The sequence below is a fragment of the Virgibacillus subterraneus genome (genome assembly GCF_900110695.1).
GTDB lineage: Bacteria > Bacillota > Bacilli > Bacillales > Amphibacillaceae > Lentibacillus > Lentibacillus subterraneus.
The window spans coordinates 1-17,501 of sequence record NZ_FOEH01000002.1; the positions used below are offsets into that span (position 1 = coordinate 1).

At 36.0% G+C, this 17,501-nt stretch carries 21 protein-coding genes; 14 read left to right on the forward strand and 7 right to left on the reverse strand.

The genetic code is table 11. The annotated features are described in order from the left end of the window. Positions 1-575: 575 nt before the first annotated feature. The 3 genes from hemQ to BMY13_RS06445 all read right to left on the reverse strand — a co-directional run bounded on the left by hemQ (position 576) and on the right by BMY13_RS06445 (position 3,001). Positions 576-1,319, reverse strand: coding sequence for a hydrogen peroxide-dependent heme synthase (hemQ, locus tag BMY13_RS06435; protein WP_092492256.1), 744 nt, complete (start codon positions 1,317-1,319; stop codon positions 576-578). A 153-nt stretch (positions 1,320-1,472) separates the two neighbouring features. Continuing rightward, positions 1,473-1,655: a hypothetical protein gene (locus BMY13_RS06440; protein WP_092492257.1), complete on the reverse strand. Its 183-nt coding sequence runs from the start codon at positions 1,653-1,655 to the stop codon at positions 1,473-1,475. 74 nt (positions 1,656-1,729) lie between these two features. Beyond that, positions 1,730-3,001, reverse strand: a complete 1,272-nt coding sequence (locus BMY13_RS06445) for a BaiN/RdsA family NAD(P)/FAD-dependent oxidoreductase (protein ID WP_092503473.1) — start codon at positions 2,999-3,001, stop codon at positions 1,730-1,732. A gap of 236 nt (positions 3,002-3,237) precedes the next feature. Here BMY13_RS06445 and BMY13_RS06450 point away from each other — a divergent pair, with 236 nt between their 5' ends. Both BMY13_RS06450 and BMY13_RS06455 read left to right on the forward strand, forming a co-directional pair. Then, a complete protein-coding gene (locus BMY13_RS06450) occupies positions 3,238-4,857 on the forward strand; it encodes a putative polysaccharide biosynthesis protein (protein WP_092503475.1) in 1,620 nt (539 codons plus the stop codon). A gap of 13 nt (positions 4,858-4,870) precedes the next feature. Beyond that, positions 4,871-5,590 (forward strand): pseudouridine synthase, encoded by a 720-nt coding sequence (locus BMY13_RS06455; RefSeq protein WP_092492260.1) that lies wholly within the window; start codon positions 4,871-4,873, stop codon positions 5,588-5,590. A gap of 33 nt (positions 5,591-5,623) precedes the next feature. On the opposite strand, the gene BMY13_RS06460 is transcribed toward BMY13_RS06455, so the two are convergent. Continuing rightward, positions 5,624-5,842, reverse strand: coding sequence for a DeoR family transcriptional regulator (locus BMY13_RS06460; protein WP_092492261.1), 219 nt, complete (start codon positions 5,840-5,842; stop codon positions 5,624-5,626). Between the two features lie 203 nt (positions 5,843-6,045). On the opposite strand from BMY13_RS06460, the gene thpR reads away from it, so the two are divergent. The 4 genes from thpR to BMY13_RS06480 all read left to right on the forward strand — a co-directional run bounded on the left by thpR (position 6,046) and on the right by BMY13_RS06480 (position 9,383). Next, positions 6,046-6,615 (forward strand): RNA 2',3'-cyclic phosphodiesterase, encoded by a 570-nt coding sequence (gene thpR, locus BMY13_RS06465; RefSeq protein WP_092503477.1) that lies wholly within the window; start codon positions 6,046-6,048, stop codon positions 6,613-6,615. Further along, the gene (locus BMY13_RS06470; protein ID WP_092503479.1) at positions 6,616-7,542 is read left to right on the forward strand and encodes a nuclease-related domain-containing protein; all 927 of its coding nucleotides are present in this window, start codon (positions 6,616-6,618) and stop codon (positions 7,540-7,542) included. Further along, positions 7,543-8,457, forward strand: a complete 915-nt coding sequence (locus BMY13_RS06475) for a diacylglycerol/lipid kinase family protein (protein WP_092492264.1) — start codon at positions 7,543-7,545, stop codon at positions 8,455-8,457. Between the two features lie 110 nt (positions 8,458-8,567). Then, the gene (locus BMY13_RS06480) at positions 8,568-9,383 is read left to right on the forward strand and encodes a phosphotransferase family protein (RefSeq protein ID WP_092503481.1); all 816 of its coding nucleotides are present in this window, start codon (positions 8,568-8,570) and stop codon (positions 9,381-9,383) included. Here BMY13_RS06480 and BMY13_RS06485 read toward each other — a convergent pair. Then, positions 9,370-9,657 (reverse strand): YtzH-like family protein, encoded by a 288-nt coding sequence (locus BMY13_RS06485; protein ID WP_092492266.1) that lies wholly within the window; start codon positions 9,655-9,657, stop codon positions 9,370-9,372. The two genes, BMY13_RS06480 and BMY13_RS06485, sit on opposite strands and share 14 nt — an antisense overlap. A gap of 77 nt (positions 9,658-9,734) precedes the next feature. Here BMY13_RS06485 and trmB point away from each other — a divergent pair, with 77 nt between their 5' ends. Together trmB and BMY13_RS06495 are read left to right on the forward strand one after the other, a co-directional pair. After that, a complete protein-coding gene (gene trmB / locus BMY13_RS06490; protein ID WP_092493219.1) occupies positions 9,735-10,373 on the forward strand; it encodes a tRNA (guanosine(46)-N7)-methyltransferase TrmB in 639 nt (212 codons plus the stop codon). Positions 10,374-10,685: 312 nt separating this feature from the next. Continuing rightward, a complete protein-coding gene (locus BMY13_RS06495; protein ID WP_092503483.1) occupies positions 10,686-11,540 on the forward strand; it encodes a YtnP family quorum-quenching lactonase in 855 nt (284 codons plus the stop codon). Positions 11,541-12,150: 610 nt separating this feature from the next. Here BMY13_RS06495 and BMY13_RS06500 read toward each other — a convergent pair. Continuing rightward, positions 12,151-12,465 carry a PepSY domain-containing protein gene (locus BMY13_RS06500; RefSeq protein WP_092492268.1) on the reverse strand — a complete coding sequence of 105 codons (315 nt, stop codon included), beginning with the start codon at positions 12,463-12,465 and terminating at the stop codon, positions 12,151-12,153. A gap of 191 nt (positions 12,466-12,656) precedes the next feature. Between BMY13_RS06500 and BMY13_RS06505 the strand changes: the two genes are divergently transcribed. Further along, positions 12,657-13,724, forward strand: a complete 1,068-nt coding sequence (locus BMY13_RS06505) for a M42 family metallopeptidase (RefSeq protein ID WP_092492269.1) — start codon at positions 12,657-12,659, stop codon at positions 13,722-13,724. Positions 13,725-13,794: 70 nt separating this feature from the next. Continuing rightward, complete coding sequence (locus BMY13_RS06510) at positions 13,795-14,313, forward strand: DUF84 family protein (RefSeq protein ID WP_092503485.1); 519 nt, start codon at positions 13,795-13,797, stop codon at positions 14,311-14,313. A 12-nt stretch (positions 14,314-14,325) separates the two neighbouring features. Here BMY13_RS06510 and BMY13_RS06515 read toward each other — a convergent pair whose 3' ends face one another. Next, positions 14,326-14,766 carry a YtoQ family protein gene (locus tag BMY13_RS06515; RefSeq protein ID WP_092503487.1) on the reverse strand — a complete coding sequence of 147 codons (441 nt, stop codon included), beginning with the start codon at positions 14,764-14,766 and terminating at the stop codon, positions 14,326-14,328. A gap of 160 nt (positions 14,767-14,926) precedes the next feature. Here BMY13_RS06515 and BMY13_RS06520 point away from each other — a divergent pair, with 160 nt between their 5' ends. The 4 genes from BMY13_RS06520 (at position 14,927) to ytpR (ending at position 17,390) form a co-directional block, all read left to right on the forward strand. Then, complete coding sequence (locus BMY13_RS06520) at positions 14,927-15,469, forward strand: hypothetical protein (protein WP_092492272.1); 543 nt, start codon at positions 14,927-14,929, stop codon at positions 15,467-15,469. A gap of 156 nt (positions 15,470-15,625) precedes the next feature. Continuing rightward, on the forward strand, positions 15,626-15,943 hold the full coding sequence (locus BMY13_RS06525; protein ID WP_092492273.1) for a thioredoxin family protein: 318 nt from the start codon (positions 15,626-15,628) through the stop codon (positions 15,941-15,943). Between the two features lie 19 nt (positions 15,944-15,962). After that, the gene (locus tag BMY13_RS06530; RefSeq protein ID WP_092492274.1) at positions 15,963-16,772 is read left to right on the forward strand and encodes a DUF1444 domain-containing protein; all 810 of its coding nucleotides are present in this window, start codon (positions 15,963-15,965) and stop codon (positions 16,770-16,772) included. A 15-nt stretch (positions 16,773-16,787) separates the two neighbouring features. Beyond that, positions 16,788-17,390 (forward strand): YtpR family tRNA-binding protein, encoded by a 603-nt coding sequence (ytpR, locus tag BMY13_RS06535; protein ID WP_092492275.1) that lies wholly within the window; start codon positions 16,788-16,790, stop codon positions 17,388-17,390. Positions 17,391-17,501: the final 111 nt, after the last annotated feature.

Consider the following 17,501-nt stretch of genomic DNA (forward strand, 5'->3'; position numbering starts at 1 on the left):
AGTTATGAGCCCCGGTTGAGTATTTTTCCATGTTACTTCGCAGTTTATATCTAATCAGCAACAAAATAAATCCGAACTAATTCGAATTCTATTTCAAGAATTACAAATCATAGTTCGTATTTCACTTTGACTAAAACACTTTTTATCCCAGCCTCCTGCTATTTTTATTTTCAAATGCTTCTTCAACTAACGCCATCCAATCGTTTAAATGTATTAATTCAATAAACAGGATTGTGCCCACTGAATTGCCGGATCCTCATTCCGTTATTTCCTGAGAAACGCCTTTTTTAATCGTGTTATGTAATCCTTATTCCTCTATTTACCCTATTCAACCATATTTTTCATTTTTATTGGGTAAATAACGGATCCAGGAACCGATTCAACTCTTCAGAACGGCTTTTTTTATTCAGCGGAACCACGATCCACTTCATTACTTTGAGATTCACATTCCGATCCCCTTTTCCTCTTATTTCTGCTACTACGTCTATAATACTTCATCATAATAGCGTCAATCTTTCTTGCCTTAATTTTAATGTAGCTGTGGGAGTATCACACCTGATATTCATATTAAATGATTAGATTTCAAAATAAGTATTAATTTCTTCTTTAAGTAAATAGTTCCCAATATAAAATGTCCCGAAAATAGCATACTTGGCACTGACCTCATCAAATCGTGTATCATATATAAGCTTCTTGAACTTCAGTGGGTCATCACAAAATAGGGAGACTCCCCATTCGTAGTCATCAAAGCCAATTGAACCTGTTATAATACGTTTAATATCTTCTGTATATGGCTTACTAGTTGCTATGTGTTCAAACATCATACGACCACGTTCTTCTTTTGGCAACGTAAACCAATTGTTTATTTCTCCTCGAAGCTTACTCATTGGGTAAAAGCAAATATATTGTGTTTTGGGAATGGTTGGATAAAGTTTTGCCAGCATTGCTGGATCCTTATATGGATCTGTCTCACGTTTTGTATAAGAGCTCTTCTCAATAATTGACACATATGAATTTACAGGTTGTGTATAGTGAGCAAGTGCTGACTTATTAAATTGGCTCTCAAGTTTGTTTAAGTCCTTCATGGTTGGACGGAGAACCATAATCATTAGATCAGCCTTTTGTCCAATAATTGAGTATAAAGCATGTCTGCCTTCCTGGTTACCTTCTACAATTTGCCACTCGCTTAACAAATTATGAAACTCGATTAGAGCCTCATTTCTTTCATCTTCTGTGGCTCGCTGCCATTTTTCCCAATTAATTGTTCTAAAATCATGTAGTGTATACCATCCATCAAATGTCGTTACAGATTCGACCATTTTAATCACTCCTAAGTTAGCTGTTTGTAGTATGAATGGTACACCTGCATAAGCTATTTTATTGTGATTAATATCACGCTTACATCAGTAATTGCGAAGATATTGTGATTTTAGTAAATTAAAAGCGCCCCATCTGGAGCGCTTCTGGTGCGTTTAACCCATTCCATTCTGACTAAACTGTTGCTGATTTCCACCACTGTTCATTTGTGAAACGAAAGGCATCATTTTTTGCATTGTTTGACCAAAGTTTTGATTGTTTTTGGTCATTGTATAGTAAGTTGCTGCACCAACACCTACTGAAGCGAGTAAAGGTATCCACATGTCATTCCTTTGCATTGCAATCCAACCCTTCCTTAGATTATCCCCATACATTAGTAGGATGGCACAAAAGTTTTAAAACATGTTAGGTATCAAATACCAGTATAATTACCAGTTTCTAGTGCAGCATTGATACCAGCCAATCTGCCTGTAACTAATGCAGATGTGATATTATAGCCTCCAGTGTAGCCATGTATATCCAGTATCTCACCGCAAAAATAAAGTCCATGCATTATTTTAGATTGCATTGTGTTAGGAACAACTTCCTTAATGGAAACTCCACCCCCAGTTACAAATGCTTTATCAAGTGATAATGATCCATTGACATTAAAAGAGAAATGCTTAATATCATGAACGATTGTCCGAATGATTTCTTTAGAAACGGTTGCTGCTTTTTGCTCTTCGCTAACTTGATGCTTATTCAGAATATAAGTAAGGAGTCGCTCCGGGATTAATCCTTTCAAAATATTTTTTATGGATTTTTTGGGATTCTCTTCCATGGAACTCAAAATGGATTGTATCAATTTCTCCTCCTGTTCATCAGGTAGCACATCAAGAATCATTTGAACCTCATTTTGCCCCTTCATAAGTTCTTTAACAACAAATTGGGAACATCGTAACACCGCAGGACCTGATATGCCAAAGTGGGTAAATATCATGTCCATTTGGTGTGTGATGATGGGCTTGCTCTTTTTATTTAATACAGTTAAAGCTACATCACGTAAGGATAAACCTTGCAGGCTTTTATTTTTAATAAATGGTTCATTGGAGGTAAGTGCAACTTCAGTTGGATACAATTCGGTAACAGTATGCCCGGCTTTTTTTGCCCATTCGTAGCCGTCACCAGTAGACCCTGTATGCGGAACAGCCTTTCCTCCAACCGCTATGACAAGTGATTTAGTATGTATTTTCGAGTCATCATTCAAAATAATAATATGTTCATTTTCATCATAATGAACAGCTCTAACGGTAGTGCTCATCCTTACTTCAACATGCAGTTCATCCAACTTATTGATTAATGCATTCACCACGGTTTTTGCAGAATTTGATGCAGGGAACATACGACCATGGTCTTCTTCTTTAAGACCAACACCCATCCCTTCAAAAAAGTCGATAATATCGTAATTGTTAAATACGGAAAATGGGCTATATAGAAACTTGCCATTTCCTGGAATGTGTTTAATAACTTCATCTTCTGGCAGCCGGTTAGTTACATTGCAACGACCTCCACCAGAAATAGCAAGTTTCGTACCTAGCTTCTTACCTTTCTCAATCAACATTGTTTTAGCTCCACTTTCAGCTGCAGCAATTGAAGCCATTAGTCCTGATGGACCGCCTCCAATTATTATTACATCGTATGACAAGATTCTTCATTCCTTTCGTTACTAGCATACCACTTTTCCGGTTGCATTTAGAAAAAACAAAAACTTTCATATGGTAACAAGCACTCATTTATTTTAAATCAATATTAATTTGTATTAATAAAAAGTGCAAAAATAATATTATTTTTCGAATGCCTTTGACAAATCATAACGTACATATTAATTATCTGTGATAAAATAACTTTAAACGTAATTTTTAAATAGATGCAGGTGAAATAATGTCGAATATTGTTAGAGGCACTATGTTACTTACAGGTGCGTCATTTTTATCTAAGTTTCTAGGGATGATTTATGTTATTCCTTTTCATTGGCTTGTTGGTGAAACAGGCGGAACGCTCTACTCTTATGCCTATACTCCATATAGTATTTTAATTAGTATATCCACAATTGGTGTACCATTAGCCGTTTCGAAGTTTGTCTCTAAGTATAATTCATTGGGTGATTATGAAACGGGAATGCGCATGTTTAAGGCAGGAATATCATTAATGGCGGCTACGGGTTTTCTTGGCTTCCTTGTTTTGTTCTTCGGCGCTGAACTAATGGCTAGTTTAATCATATCAAATGAAGATATTGGTGAAATTAAAATTGCAGATGTCTCAATGGTCATTAGAGCGGTTAGTTTTGCCTTATTGATTATACCAGCAATGAGTATTGTTCGAGGGTTCTTTCAGGGATATGAATCAATGGCGCCAACCGCAGTTTCACAAGTGATAGAACAAATTGCGCGGATTGTTTTTTTATTAAGTGCAACGTTTATCGTTATTACTTTATTTAATGGGTCAATAGCTACTGCAGTTGGTTTTGCGACATTTGCAGCTGTTATAGGAGCATTAGCATCATGTGTCGTCTTATTCGTATATTGGCGTAAAAGGAAACCTGCTATACAAAAGCAGGTACAGCAACAACGTGTCAAACATGATATTCCTAAAAAAGATCTTATTAAGGAACTATTCAGTTATGCAGGACCTTTTATATTAGTAGGGATTGCAATTCCATTATATCAGTCAGTTGATCTGTTTACGTTTGAACGGGCAATGATTGCTGTTGGAAATGGAGAGGTATCTGAAACATCTTATTCGGCTATTAATTTGTATGGTCATAAGCTTGTAATTATCCCTGTAACGATTGCAACTGGACTATCATTAGCTATTATACCAGCTCTTACAAAATCATTTACGAAAGATAATAAACAGCTGTTGAATCAACAAATTAATCAATCATTACAAATAGTACTAATTCTTGTTGTTCCCGCAGTTGTTGGCCTGTCAATGCTGTCAGATGTAGCATATGGTTCTCTTTATGGTATGGGGAATATCAATATCACAGGCACATTACTAGGCTGGTATGCACCAGTTGCATTATTATTTGCTTTATTTACGGTAACGTCAGCTATACTACAGGGAGTTAATCAGCAGCGTTTTGCGGTAATCAGTTTATCCGGTGGCTTGTTAGTAAAGGTACTGCTTAATATCCAGCTAATTCATGTCTTTGGGGCAAAAGGAGCTATTTTTGGGACAGCTCTTGCTGCGGGAACTGCAGTAATTCTAAATATTTGGCGTATAAAATCGTCAACTCGGTTTTCATTCAAACAAACTTTTAAACGCTTCTTATTAATTTGTATATTTACCATAATTATGTGTATTGCTATATGGATTGTGAAAGTAGTATTTGGAACATTTTTAGCATATGAAGATTCACGTTTGTCAGCTACTATTATGTTAATGACTGGAGTACTTGCTGGTGGAGGAGTCTATCTATGGTTTGCCTATGAATCAACACTTCTTGAACGTTTATTAGGCAATCGTGTACGGGTTTTAGACAAATTTTTTCACAGGTAAGGAGTTTTATATCGTGCGGCTTGATAAATTATTATCTAATATGGGCTTTGGCAGTAGGAAAGATATAAAGGCAATACTGAAAAAGAAGCATATTAGTGTCAATGGGAAAACAGTGAAAGATGGAAGCATGCATGTAGATACAGAAATGGACATAATAAAAGTACAAGGAGAAATAGTTAAGTATCAAAAATACATTTATTTGATGATGAACAAACCTCCTGGCTATGTATCGGCAACAGTGGATAATCGGAATAAAACAGTGATTGATATGTTGCCGTCATCCTACCAGCTTTTTAATCCATTCCCTGTAGGCAGGCTTGATAAGGATACAGAAGGGTTACTGCTAATAACGAATGATGGGGAGTTAGCGCATCAGCTTATTTCTCCCAAAAAAGATGTAGAAAAGACATATTATGCTAAAATAAAAGGACATGTTACAGAAGACGATATTATAAAATTTAAAAATGGGATCACTCTTGACGATGGATATCAGGCGAAGCCAGCCAGATTACAAATTTTGCATACTGACATTCAATCCGAAATTGAGGTAACTGTTACAGAAGGTAAATTTCATCAAGTGAAACGTATGTTTGATGCGGTGAATAAGAAAGTTGTATATTTAAAGCGGATTAGAATGGGTGAGTTAGAGCTTGATTGTAATCTTTCAACAGGTGATATTCGAGAATTGACTAAGGATGAAATGAAGTATTGTCTTTCCCAAAAAAAGAGCTGACAAAGGCATCTGTCAGCGGATATCTCCATATTCTTAAGATATTTTTACAGGTTTACTTGTCGTTTTCCATCTGCCGCGATTAGGACTACTTACCAAACCGTTATGTTCCAAAACGTTCAAATCACGCTGAACAGTGCGGTCAGTAGTTCCGAATTCTTCAGCTAATTCCGTAGTCGAAACTGTCCCATTCTCTCTAATATAAAGATAGACAGCTTTGACTCTAGTTAGCATTCTGGATGTTGGTTGATTCAAAGAACCACTCCTTAAAAAAAATCATTCTCTTGTGGTGCAAGTGAATCTGTATTGTTATTCTTATTTTACACTAAAAATGTAAATATTTTAAATACTTTGTTTATAAGTTAAGAAAGTAAAAATACTTTCTAACTGTAAAAGATGCTTTCGCCAAAAAACTGCCGATTTCTAAAAAGTGTTAAAAACGAAAATGAGGAATGGTTATGACAAATGAGCCACACTATTTTATTGCTATCCCACTGAAAGAAAGGCATAAAGAATACTATTCTAAATGGCAATTTGATTTAAAAGAAGAGTTGCCCTATAAACAGTGGGCGAATAAAGAAGATTTACATATCACGTTAAAATTTTTGGGGTCTGTGGAATCTAATAAACTTAATCAACTTTTGAATTACTTGAATGTTTTAGAAAAAACAAATGAATTTAAAATAGCTACAGGATCATTAGGGTTCTTTGGTAATCCAAAAAAACCACGTGTATTATGGGTGGGTGTTGACAAAACAAGTGCTTTGGCAGCATTACACCATGATGTGGAAGACGTTTCGGTGAGTGCTGGTTTCGAGAAAGATAGACGACCTTTTTCTCCACACATAACGCTTGCAAAAAAATGGAATGGTGAAGAAGTGAGCATGTCCGGGTTAAAGGAACAATATGATAATGATGAAAGATTGGACTTGATTGTAAATCAAGTTATTGTATACCGGATTTTTCCTGCTAGGACACCAAAATATGAAGTTGTAGCTGCATATGAACTAAAAGGGGAGGTTGATTAAGTGGCTCAATTAATTAAGCTGCAGGATTATATATCCCGGTATGAGTGGAACGCATACCGTTATCCTAGTCAATATATGCGTCTGAAACAAGATAATTGGAAAAAACTTCAATATATGTCGATGAAAGAAGGTACTGTAAAGGCTGGAGAAGAGGAACATGAGGAACAGAGCTCAACTTTTTCGAAATGGAAATCATTCATAAAAACAGGAAACTGGCAAACTGAAGGGGAAGATGCAGCAGATGAGGATAATGTTCTACCCAAGACAGAAAATGACTTAAAGCAGTATTTTCTAAATAAATTATTCCCACTGCAATTAAAGTGGGCTACATCAACTGTCACTGATGTATCATTTATGGATAAGAGTTATTATCAGGATGATACGCTAAGGTATTTTCTGCAAAGGTTTCCTGATACTTATTTATTAATGTATTATCCAATTTTTAATATAAAAAAAGCTCCAATTGATGGAGAAATTATCCTGCTTAGCCCTATTGGTATAGAAATCATATATTTAATTGAAAAAAATCATAACGCAAAAATAGTAGCGGATGATGAGCGCACATGGATAGTAGAAGAAAGAGAGGAACAGTCCAAAATACTAAGTCCTATGATTGCTTTAAAACGTACTGAACAACTTGTTAAAAGTATATTGAGTAAAGAAGATATTGAATTTCCTATTAATAAAGTTGTATTATCACGAGTAAATAATATTGAATTTATTTCAGAACCATTTAATACAAAAATAATTGGGAAATATAATTATAAGAAATGGTTTAAAGAGAAACGAAGCCTTGTATCGCCCCTGAAAAGCAGTCAGCTAAAAATTGCAGATTTATTATTAAAAAATTGCCAATCAACATCCGTTAAGCGACCGGAGTGGGAAGAAGATAATAATACATTTTCAGTTGGTACAGAGGATGAGTAAATGTATATATTTATTGTAAACCCGATTGCAGGAAATGGGGGCGCTAAGAAGGCATATTCAAAGATTTCAAAAACAGAAGCCTTTAAACAAATAGATAGTAAGTGTTTTTTCACGGAATATTTCGGACATGCGGAACGAATTGCCAAACACCTGCCTATTGATTTTCCAGGAATCGTTACCTGTGTAGTTGTTATCGGTGGTGATGGAACGTTACATGAGGTAATAAATGGCCTTTGTAAACCAGTAGTACCTGTTTCATTTATTCCTGCAGGGTCTGGAAATGATTTTGCAAGGGGTTGTGATATAAAAGGAAAACCAGTTGAAATCTTTCAACGAATTGTACGTCAAAACAGCAAATCTTATTGGTTAGGATGTTATCAGGAAATAGGAAAAAGTCCACGTAATATAGTTAATAGTATCGGCTTTGGCTTTGATGCGGAAATTGCAAAAGCTGTAAATAATTCAAAGTATAAAAAACTGTTAAGTAATCTCCACTTAGGTAAAATTAGTTATGTGATAGGACTTATAAAAGTATTATTCAGCTTTAGACCAATGAATCTAGAAATAATAGTAGATGGTAAAAAATATAAGCTTTCCAATTGCTGGATGGTAACAATTGCACAACATCCCTTTTATGGTGGAGGTATGAAAATTATACCTAATGCAACGATACAAGCCGGTATTTTTCCTGTACTTTTCATCCATTCAATATCAAAATGGAAGGTATTAGGCGTTTTTATGACAGTATTTAGCGGGAAGCATGTTAACTTTAAAGAGGTAGAGCTTATGGAAGCAAATCGTCTCGAAATTTCTTCTAAGAAGAAGATTCCTTATCAAGTAGATGGGCAGACGGATGTTTGCTTCTCTTGTGTTATTACGAAGCAACAAGACGCTATTGAGGTTGTTGGCGCGTAAGTTTTGCTTGAAATTAATGTAGAATTCCTATAATCTATTCTCATGTCTCTTTTTTAAAATAAAATTATAATAAGATGCAAAAATATAGATGATGATTTGAGGTATGTACGGTGAATTGGCTTGAACAAGCACTAGGAAAAGAATGGAATGTTACCTCGGCCGGTGGGTTGACTGGTGATGCCTTTATAGCAGAAAATAACAATCGACGGCTGTTTCTAAAACGAAACTCCTCCCCATTCCTGGCAGTGTTATCTGCAGAGGGAATTGTCCCTAAGCTTGTTTGGACAAAACGGATGAAAAATGGTGATGTCGTTACTGCTCAGGAGTGGCTTGATGGAAGAGAACTTAACCCATTGGAAATGCAACATCACCAGGTAGCTTCTTTAATCCGTAAAATACACAACTCGTCTGAATTGTTGCATATGCTCATGCGTATGGGTAAAAAAGCCGTCACACCAGACGATCGATTTTCTGAAATAGCTGAACAAGTAAAAACGAATGGTTTGATAGAACAACATAAAGAAGTTCGTAACGCCATTCATTATCTACACCGATTACTTCCTGTAACACGTGGACAACAACAGGTGGTGTGTCATTGTGATTTGAATCATAATAATATTTTGCTAACGAACAAAGGTCAGCTGTATTTGGTTGATTGGGATAATGCAATGATTGCTGACCCTGCAATGGATTTTGGATTTGTCTTAAAGTGGTATATACCGCAGGAAGACTGGAATCAATGGCTTCAACATTACGGTGAAACAAAAAATGACCAGTTAATTGAACGCATATATTGGTACTTGATAATAGATGCACTTTCGTATTTATGCTGGCATAATGAACGAGATGAAATGAATAAGGCTAATAGTAGATTAAAGGATTTAAGTAATTTAAATTTTCATGTAGAATCCGTTATTCTAAATTAGTTTGCTGAATAGCACTTACCCATGTTTTAATGTTCTCTTGATTTGTAGTGATGTGCTCTTCATCATTTTGCGCTATCTCACCTTGGCGGCCATAATTATATATTTCTGGCAATAATTGAAGTAGCTGTTCATCAGAGATGCTGTTGTTTGCCATCATGGCTTGCACTAATCTTTTTATTTGCTGATATTCTGAAATTTCACCACAGCAATCCTCTGTTTGTTCACTTAAAATATCATGCAGTAACCTTAATTGATTATGAACGGTTAATGTCAATCGAAATCACCTCAACTTATAGTATTAACCAATTATTTTTTTTCTATACTAATCATCAAGAAAGTGTGGTGCTAATGGTGCGTCAACGTAATAAACCATGGGCAGATGACTTCCTAAAAGAAAACAGTCATTTTGTAATTCCTGATCCATCTGAAAAAAAGGATATATGGCATGAAGTATTTGGAAATAACAATCCAATTCATCTGGAGATAGGTACTGGTAAAGGCCAATTTCTAGCAGGAATGGCTAAGCAATTTCCAGAGATCAATTTTATAGGAATTGAGGTTGCAAAGAGTATTGTTGTAACTGCAGCTCAAAAATTAATGGAAACAGACCAGGATAATATTCTACTGATTAATGAAAATGCAGAAAAATTAAGAGAAATTTTTGCAGAAAATGAAATTTCTACCATATATCTAAACTTTTCTGATCCTTGGCCAAAGAATCGACACGAGAAGAGACGTTTAACATTTCGTACGTTTTTAGATCAATACAAGGAAGTCCTACAGCCTAATGGTGAGCTCATATTGAAAACCGATAATCGTGGGTTATTTGAATACTCACTTGTTAGTTTCTCTGAGTTTGGCATGGACCTTAAAGAAGTTAATTTGGACCTTCATAAAGCAGAGGACCCTGAAAACGTCATGACAGAATACGAAGCTAAATTTTCGGCAAACGGACAAGTAATCTATCGATGCCGTGCCCAATTTTCTTAGAACCCAATTCATCTGGGTTCTTTTTTGTATATAGTGAAACTATTACTGTGGTTAATTGAATCTCTAAAATATCCAGGATCTGCTCCGGCGCATTACTGTTGGTGACGTCACAAGACTTGGCGTTCTTGCCAGCCAACGCTTAGATCCTAGTGAACTTTTTTCCCCGTGTCTAATTTAAGTCAACATCGAATTGCCACACTCTTCGTATATTTTTTCGTCTTCTGAACATGCTTTTCCTTTTTTTCTTCTAAGTATTTGCACGAAATATATTCTTTAGCTACACTATTAATATAGTGAAAGGATGGTGTAAGAATGGAAGAACTTCAAGTTGGACGAGCAAAATTGACATGGTTAAATGGTGGGGTGAACTTCCTTGACGGAGGTGCCATGTTTGGTGTTGTTCCAAAGGCATTGTGGAGTAAGAAGTATCCACCTAATGAAAAGAATCAAATTGAACTAAGAACTGATCCGTTATTATTGCAAGTTGATGGTAAAAATTTCTTGATAGATTCTGGCATGGGCAACGGAAAATTAACCGATAAGCAATTACGTAATTTTGGTGTTTTGGAGCAATCATCTATTGATAAATCACTTGCTGAATTGGGATTAACAGTTAAAGATATCGATGCAATGTTAATGACGCACTTGCATTTTGATCATGCTTGTGGATTGACCAAAAAAATGAATGATGAATATGTACCTGTATTTGAAAATGCTACTATTCATGTATCGGCAGTAGAATGGAATGAAATGCAAAATCCGAATATTCGCTCCATAAATACATATTGGGAAGAAAACTGGAAACCAGTTCAAGATCAAGTGCAGCCATTTGAAAATGAAATTTCGATCGTTGATGGGCTTAAAATGATTCATACAGGTGGACATAGTGATGGGCATTGTATTTTAGTTTTTGAAGATGGAGATGAGGTATTTATCCATATGGCTGATATAATGCCAACCCATGCTCATCAGAATAAATTATGGGCACTTGCATATGATGATTACCCGGTAACTTCTGTACATCAGAAAGAAAAATGTATGGATTTTGGTTATCAGAAAAAAGCGTGGTATACGTTTTACCATGATGCTTATTTACGTGCAATTAAATTTGATGAATCAGGAAAGCGAATTGATGAAATTGAACGGACACGATACGACTATAAATAAGGCTATTTCTAGAATCTGTTGTTTTTGATACAAAAGATATAAACTGCGAAGTACTTTTTAAAAAGTTTTAGTGCTATTATGCCGTTTCGGAAATACACTTCGCGCACCTACGTCGCTGCGTAGTCTCATCTAGGCCTCAGCTCCCACAGGAGTCTACGTGTATTTCCTGCGCTGGGTTGTGCTCAATATATCTTGATCAATCAAAATATATTGTGACGCATAAAAGCAAGATTTTGAAATCACTTAAATCAGCTGTTGGAATTTGCGTGACTCCTGTGGAGGCTCGTGGTGAGCACACGGCTAAGAAGACACTGTGAAAGCTTCAGCTTGAACAGATGTCGCCTTTGTACCCTGAGCGGTGAAAGCGAGTATATTCCAGATGCGTGGTCAGAGAGCTTCACTAAATGATATTAAGCGAATCTGTGTCACAGCTTATATCAACTACGATGGATAAAGAGTAACAATATATACGAAAAAACCATAAATAATTATAAAAAAGCCATCTTCTGACAGATGACTTTTTACTTGCTTAAGAAACTATAAAATTTGAGTGCTGTGGATACCTGGATTACAGAATCTGCTACGTCTAGCTCCAGCGCATTTGTCCTCATTATGCTGTTTGCACGGCACCAATAACAGCGCCTGTTTCTACATCTACATAAAACTCATATTGTTTATTTTCGCCATCGATGTTTCGGGTGACCCCGCCACGATAGGCATTATACAAGAGTCCGTTTTTCTCGACTTCTTCTGGTTTCATATAAATCCATGAGCCACTTATAGGACCTTGTTTTTTAAATGTTTCCTTTGCTTGTTTTAAAGCTTTCTCCGGGGTTATCTTCTGGTATTGGTCGATTTGTTGCTTTGCAAGATATCCTACTGCTACACCCAATCCTGCTGCAAGAGCTGCTCGTTTTACATTCATTTTATATTCACCTCTTGAAATAAATTTCTTATTCTAGTTTCTAAAGTCTAATTTAATAATTAGTATAACTGAAACAAATTAAAATAGAAACTAAAACACAAATTTAGTTGATTGGTGGAAAGAAGAAGTCATTTTCCGTTATACTTATTATACTACATAAAAATAAATATAGTATAGATGGAGGAATACAAATGAATCAGGAAACAACAGACTTATTCAGAACACTGACAGAAATGCAAGGGGCGCCAGGAAATGAGCACCTTGTTCGTAAGTTTATGAAAGAAGAACTCGGAAAGTACGCTGACGAGGTGATTCAGGATAATCTCGGTGGAGTTTTTGGTGTAAAAAATGGTGAAGGTCCTCGCGTTATGGTGGCAGGCCACATGGACGAGGTTGGTTTTATGGTCACACAAATTACAAAGAATGGTATGATCCGCTTTCAAACATTAGGTGGCTGGTGGAGCCAGGTGCTACTAGCTCAACGTGTACAGGTTATGACTGAAAATGGTCCTGTGACTGGCGTGATTGGATCAACTCCTCCACACAATTTAACGCCGGAACAACGGAAAAAACCAATGGAAATCAGTAACATGCTTATTGATATTGGTGCTGATGATCAAGAGGATGCGGAAAGAATCGGTATTAAACCTGGACAGCCTATTGTTCCAATTTGTCCATTTACACCAATGGCTAATGATAAAAAGATTCTTGCTAAGGCATGGGATAATCGTTATGGTTGTGGTCTTTCTGTTGAATTGCTAAAAGAATTAAAAGGTGAAAAGCTCCCAAATCAATTGTTCTCAGGTGCGACAGTTCAAGAAGAAGTAGGATTGCGCGGTGCACAGGTAGCAGCTAATATGATTAAGCCTGATGTCTTTTATGCGCTTGACGCGTCACCGGCAAATGATATGTCAGGTGATGATAAGGAATTTGGCCAACTAGGCAAGGGAGCATTGCTTCGTATTTTTGATCGTACAATGATAACACACCGTGGTATGCGGGAATTTATTTTGGATACAGCAGAATCTAATAATATTCCTTACCAGTATTTTGTTTCACAAGGTGGTACAGATGCAGGTCGTGTCCATTTATCAAATGATGGAGTACCATCTGCGGTTGTTGGAATTTGCTCACGCTATATTCATACATCCGCATCCATGATTCATGTGGATGATTATCAAGCTGCAAAAGAATTGATCGTCAAACTTGTGAAAGCTACTGATAAAAACACAGTAGAAACAATTCAAAAAGCTAATTAATTTTTAAACTAGAGAGCTGCTATCAGCGTTGATAGCAGCTTCAATTTTGAAAGATCGAGAGGTGTTTTCAATGGAAGTGATTATTGGATCAAAAAACCCTACAAAGAGAAAGGCAGTTGAGGAAGTCTTTTTAACGGATATCGTTACTGGTTATGATGTACCTTCAAAAGTGAGTGCGCAGCCGCTCTCGGATTCTGAAACAAGAGAGGGTGCTATGAACCGTGCAATGCAATGCATAGAAACTACCGCGGGTAAAATTGGAATCGGATTAGAAGGTGGTGTTATGCAAGTAGATGATCAACTTTATTTATGTAATTGGGGGGCATTAGTTACAAGAGAGAAGGAGGTTTTCACAGCTAGTGGTGCCCGGATTTTATTGCCTGATGAATTTAATGATCAGCTTCAGGGTGGTGCTGAGCTAGGAGATATAATGGACACATATGCCAAGCGAAAAGATGTACGAAAAAATGAAGGAGCCATCGGTATATTTACTAATGACCATATCTCAAGAAAAGAAATGTTCGTTCATGTTGTTAAACTATTACATGGTCAATGGGAATACGCAATGAAAAATAGCAGCGGAAGTTAGCCGCTGCTATTATTATTCATAAATGTATTGCAGTACCTCTAATGCTTGGTCGACTGTCTCGACAGTAACGTCGGCTTTGTTGGAAAGTTCTTTCAATGGATGTACTAGTGATTCTGGCCTGATGATTATTGTTGGTTTATTCATTGTAATTGCGGTACTTGCATCCATCGCTGTATTCCATTGTTTATATTTTTCACCAAACAATGCAATAACTATATCGGATTTTTGTAATAAAACATGCGTTCGAAAATTATTAATACTTGAGGCTGCATCATCTTTATGAACACTAGCTGGTTGTTTACCAATTATGTCTTCCCCAACATTGTCTGAACGTTCATGATTTGTTTGTGGTCCAACAATTGTAAGTGCAAGGTTTTTTTCCCTAGCTTTTGTTTTTACCGTTTCCCGCCAATCATCGTGAATTTGACCCGCTAAGTATACAGTTAAATCCATGATCAACCCTCCAAATCTATTTATTGCCTTAATTCAATATTATCTGTTTTTTTAAATAACGTAAATAAAAAAGGTTACTGGAAAATAATTACCTTGAAATATATCAAATTCATAGTATTATAAAAAGAGGTAAAAAGTACTATATCCAGGGGGAAGAACATTGCGGAAATCTATACGAAAGATTACAATACTTTCTTTACTCTTTGTTGTCGCACTTACTGGGTGCAGTTTGCAGACTGAAGAAGAGGCAATCAAAGATGCCAAGGAATCTGCTAAAAAAATATTCGATTCAGATGAAAAAGTTGAAACGAATCATAAGTTGAATTCATTTTCAATGTATTTACCAAATAGCTTGGAAGTAGAAGAAAAAGATGCGAATAACGTTATTCTAAAAGATGGAGACCAAACATTTATTGTTTTTTATAATAATCTTGAAGATCCACTAAGTAAGCTTAGTTATAATTCTGCAGCAGCAAAAAGTGATGAGGCTTTGCTGTTAGAGACATTTGAAGATCAGAATAAGTTTGGGTATATGCGTATAATCCCTCACGATCAGGAAGAAGATTATGAATTACAGATAGGTGTAGGTGGCGTCAAAATCACGACTTATACTTCAAGAGAAGATTTGGATAATGATTCAGAAGAACTTATGAAGATTGCACAATCTATAGCCTTGCAGCAAACAAGCACTGTCCAAAAATAAATATCTAATAATAATAAAAAGTCAGCCAAATGAATTAGTTCATTGACTGGCTTTTTTTAAAAAGAAAAATTTATGTCTTTCACCATACTTAGATTCAGTCAAGTTAATTGAATCATAGTTAAAACAAAGATATGATAGCAATGGAGGTTGATAACTATGAAAACGTTAGAAACAGTTAATGAATTCAATGATTTAATAAATAAAGATAATATTATTGCACTATTTTCTGCTGACTGGTGCCCGGACTGCCGAGTAATTGAACCAGTTCTACCGGAAATTGAACAAGTTTTTCCGGAATATACTTTTATTCTTATAGATCGAGATCAGTTTATTGAGATTTGCCAGCAATATGATGTGTTTGGAATTCCGAGCTTTATTGCGTTTAAAGATGGCAAAGAAGCTGGCAGATTTGTTAGCAAAGACCGTAAAACAAAGGACGAAATAATCGAGTTTATCGAAGGAGTACAAGGTTAAGAAGGAGAGTTGCACTACAATGAAAATGACTAGTCTGAAAATGAAAAAAATACTTGATGAAAGGTTTTCCAATCCTGAATTTTATACATCTTATAAGAGGAACGAAGATTCCTATCGTATTGAGTGGAAGGAATCCAAGCAAGGAATGACAATTACACTGCCAAATGTTGTATCGAAATATAATAAACGGGGCGAAACAGCTATAGACGAACTTGAGAAACATGTACTAGAAGCGTTACGCATTATGAATGAAGAACACACTTTGAGTGGGATGGAGAAAAATATTTATCCTGTCATTCGTGCAACATCATTCGCAACAGAAACAAATGCGGGAACAACACTGGTATCTAAAGATCATACTGCAGAGACTCGTGTTTATTATGCACTGGATTTAGGTAAATCCTACCGGTTAATTGATGAACCAATGCTCGAAAAAGAGGAGTGGACTTACGATAGAATTGATGAAATTGCAACATTTAACATTAGATCACTATCCAATGACTTTAAGAAAGATACGGTAGCTGATAATGATTTTTATTTCGTTGCAAAACAGGATGGTTATGATGCAAGCAGAATCCTGAATGAAGCTTTTCTGGAAGAAATGCTCGCAAATAGTAAAGGGCAGCTGGCTGTAGCTGTACCACACCAGGACGTACTGATTTTTGCTGACATTCAAAATAAAACAGGGTATGATATATTAGCACAAATGACAATGAAATTCTTTGCAGAAGGAAGTATTCCAATCACATCATTGCCATTTATATATGAAGATAAAACATTGGAACCAGTGTTTATCATGGCAAAAAATCGACCAGAACAGAAGAAGTAGAAAGGAATGAGTCATATGGATATATTTTATAATCCAAAGGGTGTTGGCGACGTTTTAATTGTTCCAATAGAAGATGGGAACCGTTATGAAGTTATGCATGAGAATATCGGTGACATCACACGAATTACCGGTGAAAATGGAAAAGTTATTGGTTATAATATTTTTCAAGCGTCTGAGCATTTAAAGTTAGCAGATACCGGAAAAATTACAATGACCGATGAACTTTTAGGTCAGCTAAAAGAATTGTTTAATAAGAATAATGTTGCTGATTCTCTGGAGTTTGATTTGAGTCCTAAATTTGTTGTTGGTTATGTAAAGAATAAATCCCCTCATGAGAATGCTGATAAGTTGAGTGTTTGTCAAGTAGATGCTGGGGACGAAACGCTGCAAATTGTATGTGGTGCACCAAATATTAATGAAGATCAAAAAGTTGTCGTAGCAAAAGTCGGAGCAACCATGCCGAATGGGTTAAAAATAAAACCGACAGAATTACGAGGGGTCTCTTCGAAAGGTATGATATGCTCACAGAAAGAATTAGGCTTGCCAGATGCACCCAAAGAGAAAGGGATTTATGTTCTCGATGATACTTATGAAGTAGGCGAACCGTTTATATTCTAAAAAGAGAGCAACCTGAGTCAATTGACAAGGGTTGTTTTTTTCGCAGATAGGAATGTATATACTATTCTACCTGGATAAGGCAACTAAGGCTTTTGCCTTTTACGACCGGCG

Bases quoted from the DNA above. Each gene is read 5' to 3' on its own strand.
- hemQ (WP_092492256.1), bottom strand. From the start codon at position 1,319: ATGGTCGAATCTGTAACGACATTTGATGGATGGTATACACTACATGAT.
- BMY13_RS06440 (WP_092492257.1), bottom strand. From the start codon at position 1,655: ATGCAAAGGAATGACATGTGGATACCTTTACTCGCTTCAGTAGGTGTT.
- BMY13_RS06450 (WP_092503475.1), top strand. From the start codon at position 3,238: ATGTCGAATATTGTTAGAGGCACTATGTTACTTACAGGTGCGTCATTT.
- thpR (WP_092503477.1), top strand. From the start codon at position 6,046: ATGACAAATGAGCCACACTATTTTATTGCTATCCCACTGAAAGAAAGG.
- BMY13_RS06475 (WP_092492264.1), top strand. From the start codon at position 7,543: ATGTATATATTTATTGTAAACCCGATTGCAGGAAATGGGGGCGCTAAG.
- BMY13_RS06495 (WP_092503483.1), top strand. From the start codon at position 10,686: ATGGAAGAACTTCAAGTTGGACGAGCAAAATTGACATGGTTAAATGGT.
- BMY13_RS06500 (WP_092492268.1), bottom strand. From the start codon at position 12,465: ATGAATGTAAAACGAGCAGCTCTTGCAGCAGGATTGGGTGTAGCAGTA.
- BMY13_RS06505 (WP_092492269.1), top strand. From the start codon at position 12,657: ATGAATCAGGAAACAACAGACTTATTCAGAACACTGACAGAAATGCAA.
- BMY13_RS06510 (WP_092503485.1), top strand. From the start codon at position 13,795: ATGGAAGTGATTATTGGATCAAAAAACCCTACAAAGAGAAAGGCAGTT.
- BMY13_RS06515 (WP_092503487.1), bottom strand. From the start codon at position 14,766: ATGGATTTAACTGTATACTTAGCGGGTCAAATTCACGATGATTGGCGG.
- BMY13_RS06525 (WP_092492273.1), top strand. From the start codon at position 15,626: ATGAAAACGTTAGAAACAGTTAATGAATTCAATGATTTAATAAATAAA.
- BMY13_RS06530 (WP_092492274.1), top strand. From the start codon at position 15,963: ATGAAAATGACTAGTCTGAAAATGAAAAAAATACTTGATGAAAGGTTT.
- ytpR (WP_092492275.1), top strand. From the start codon at position 16,788: ATGGATATATTTTATAATCCAAAGGGTGTTGGCGACGTTTTAATTGTT.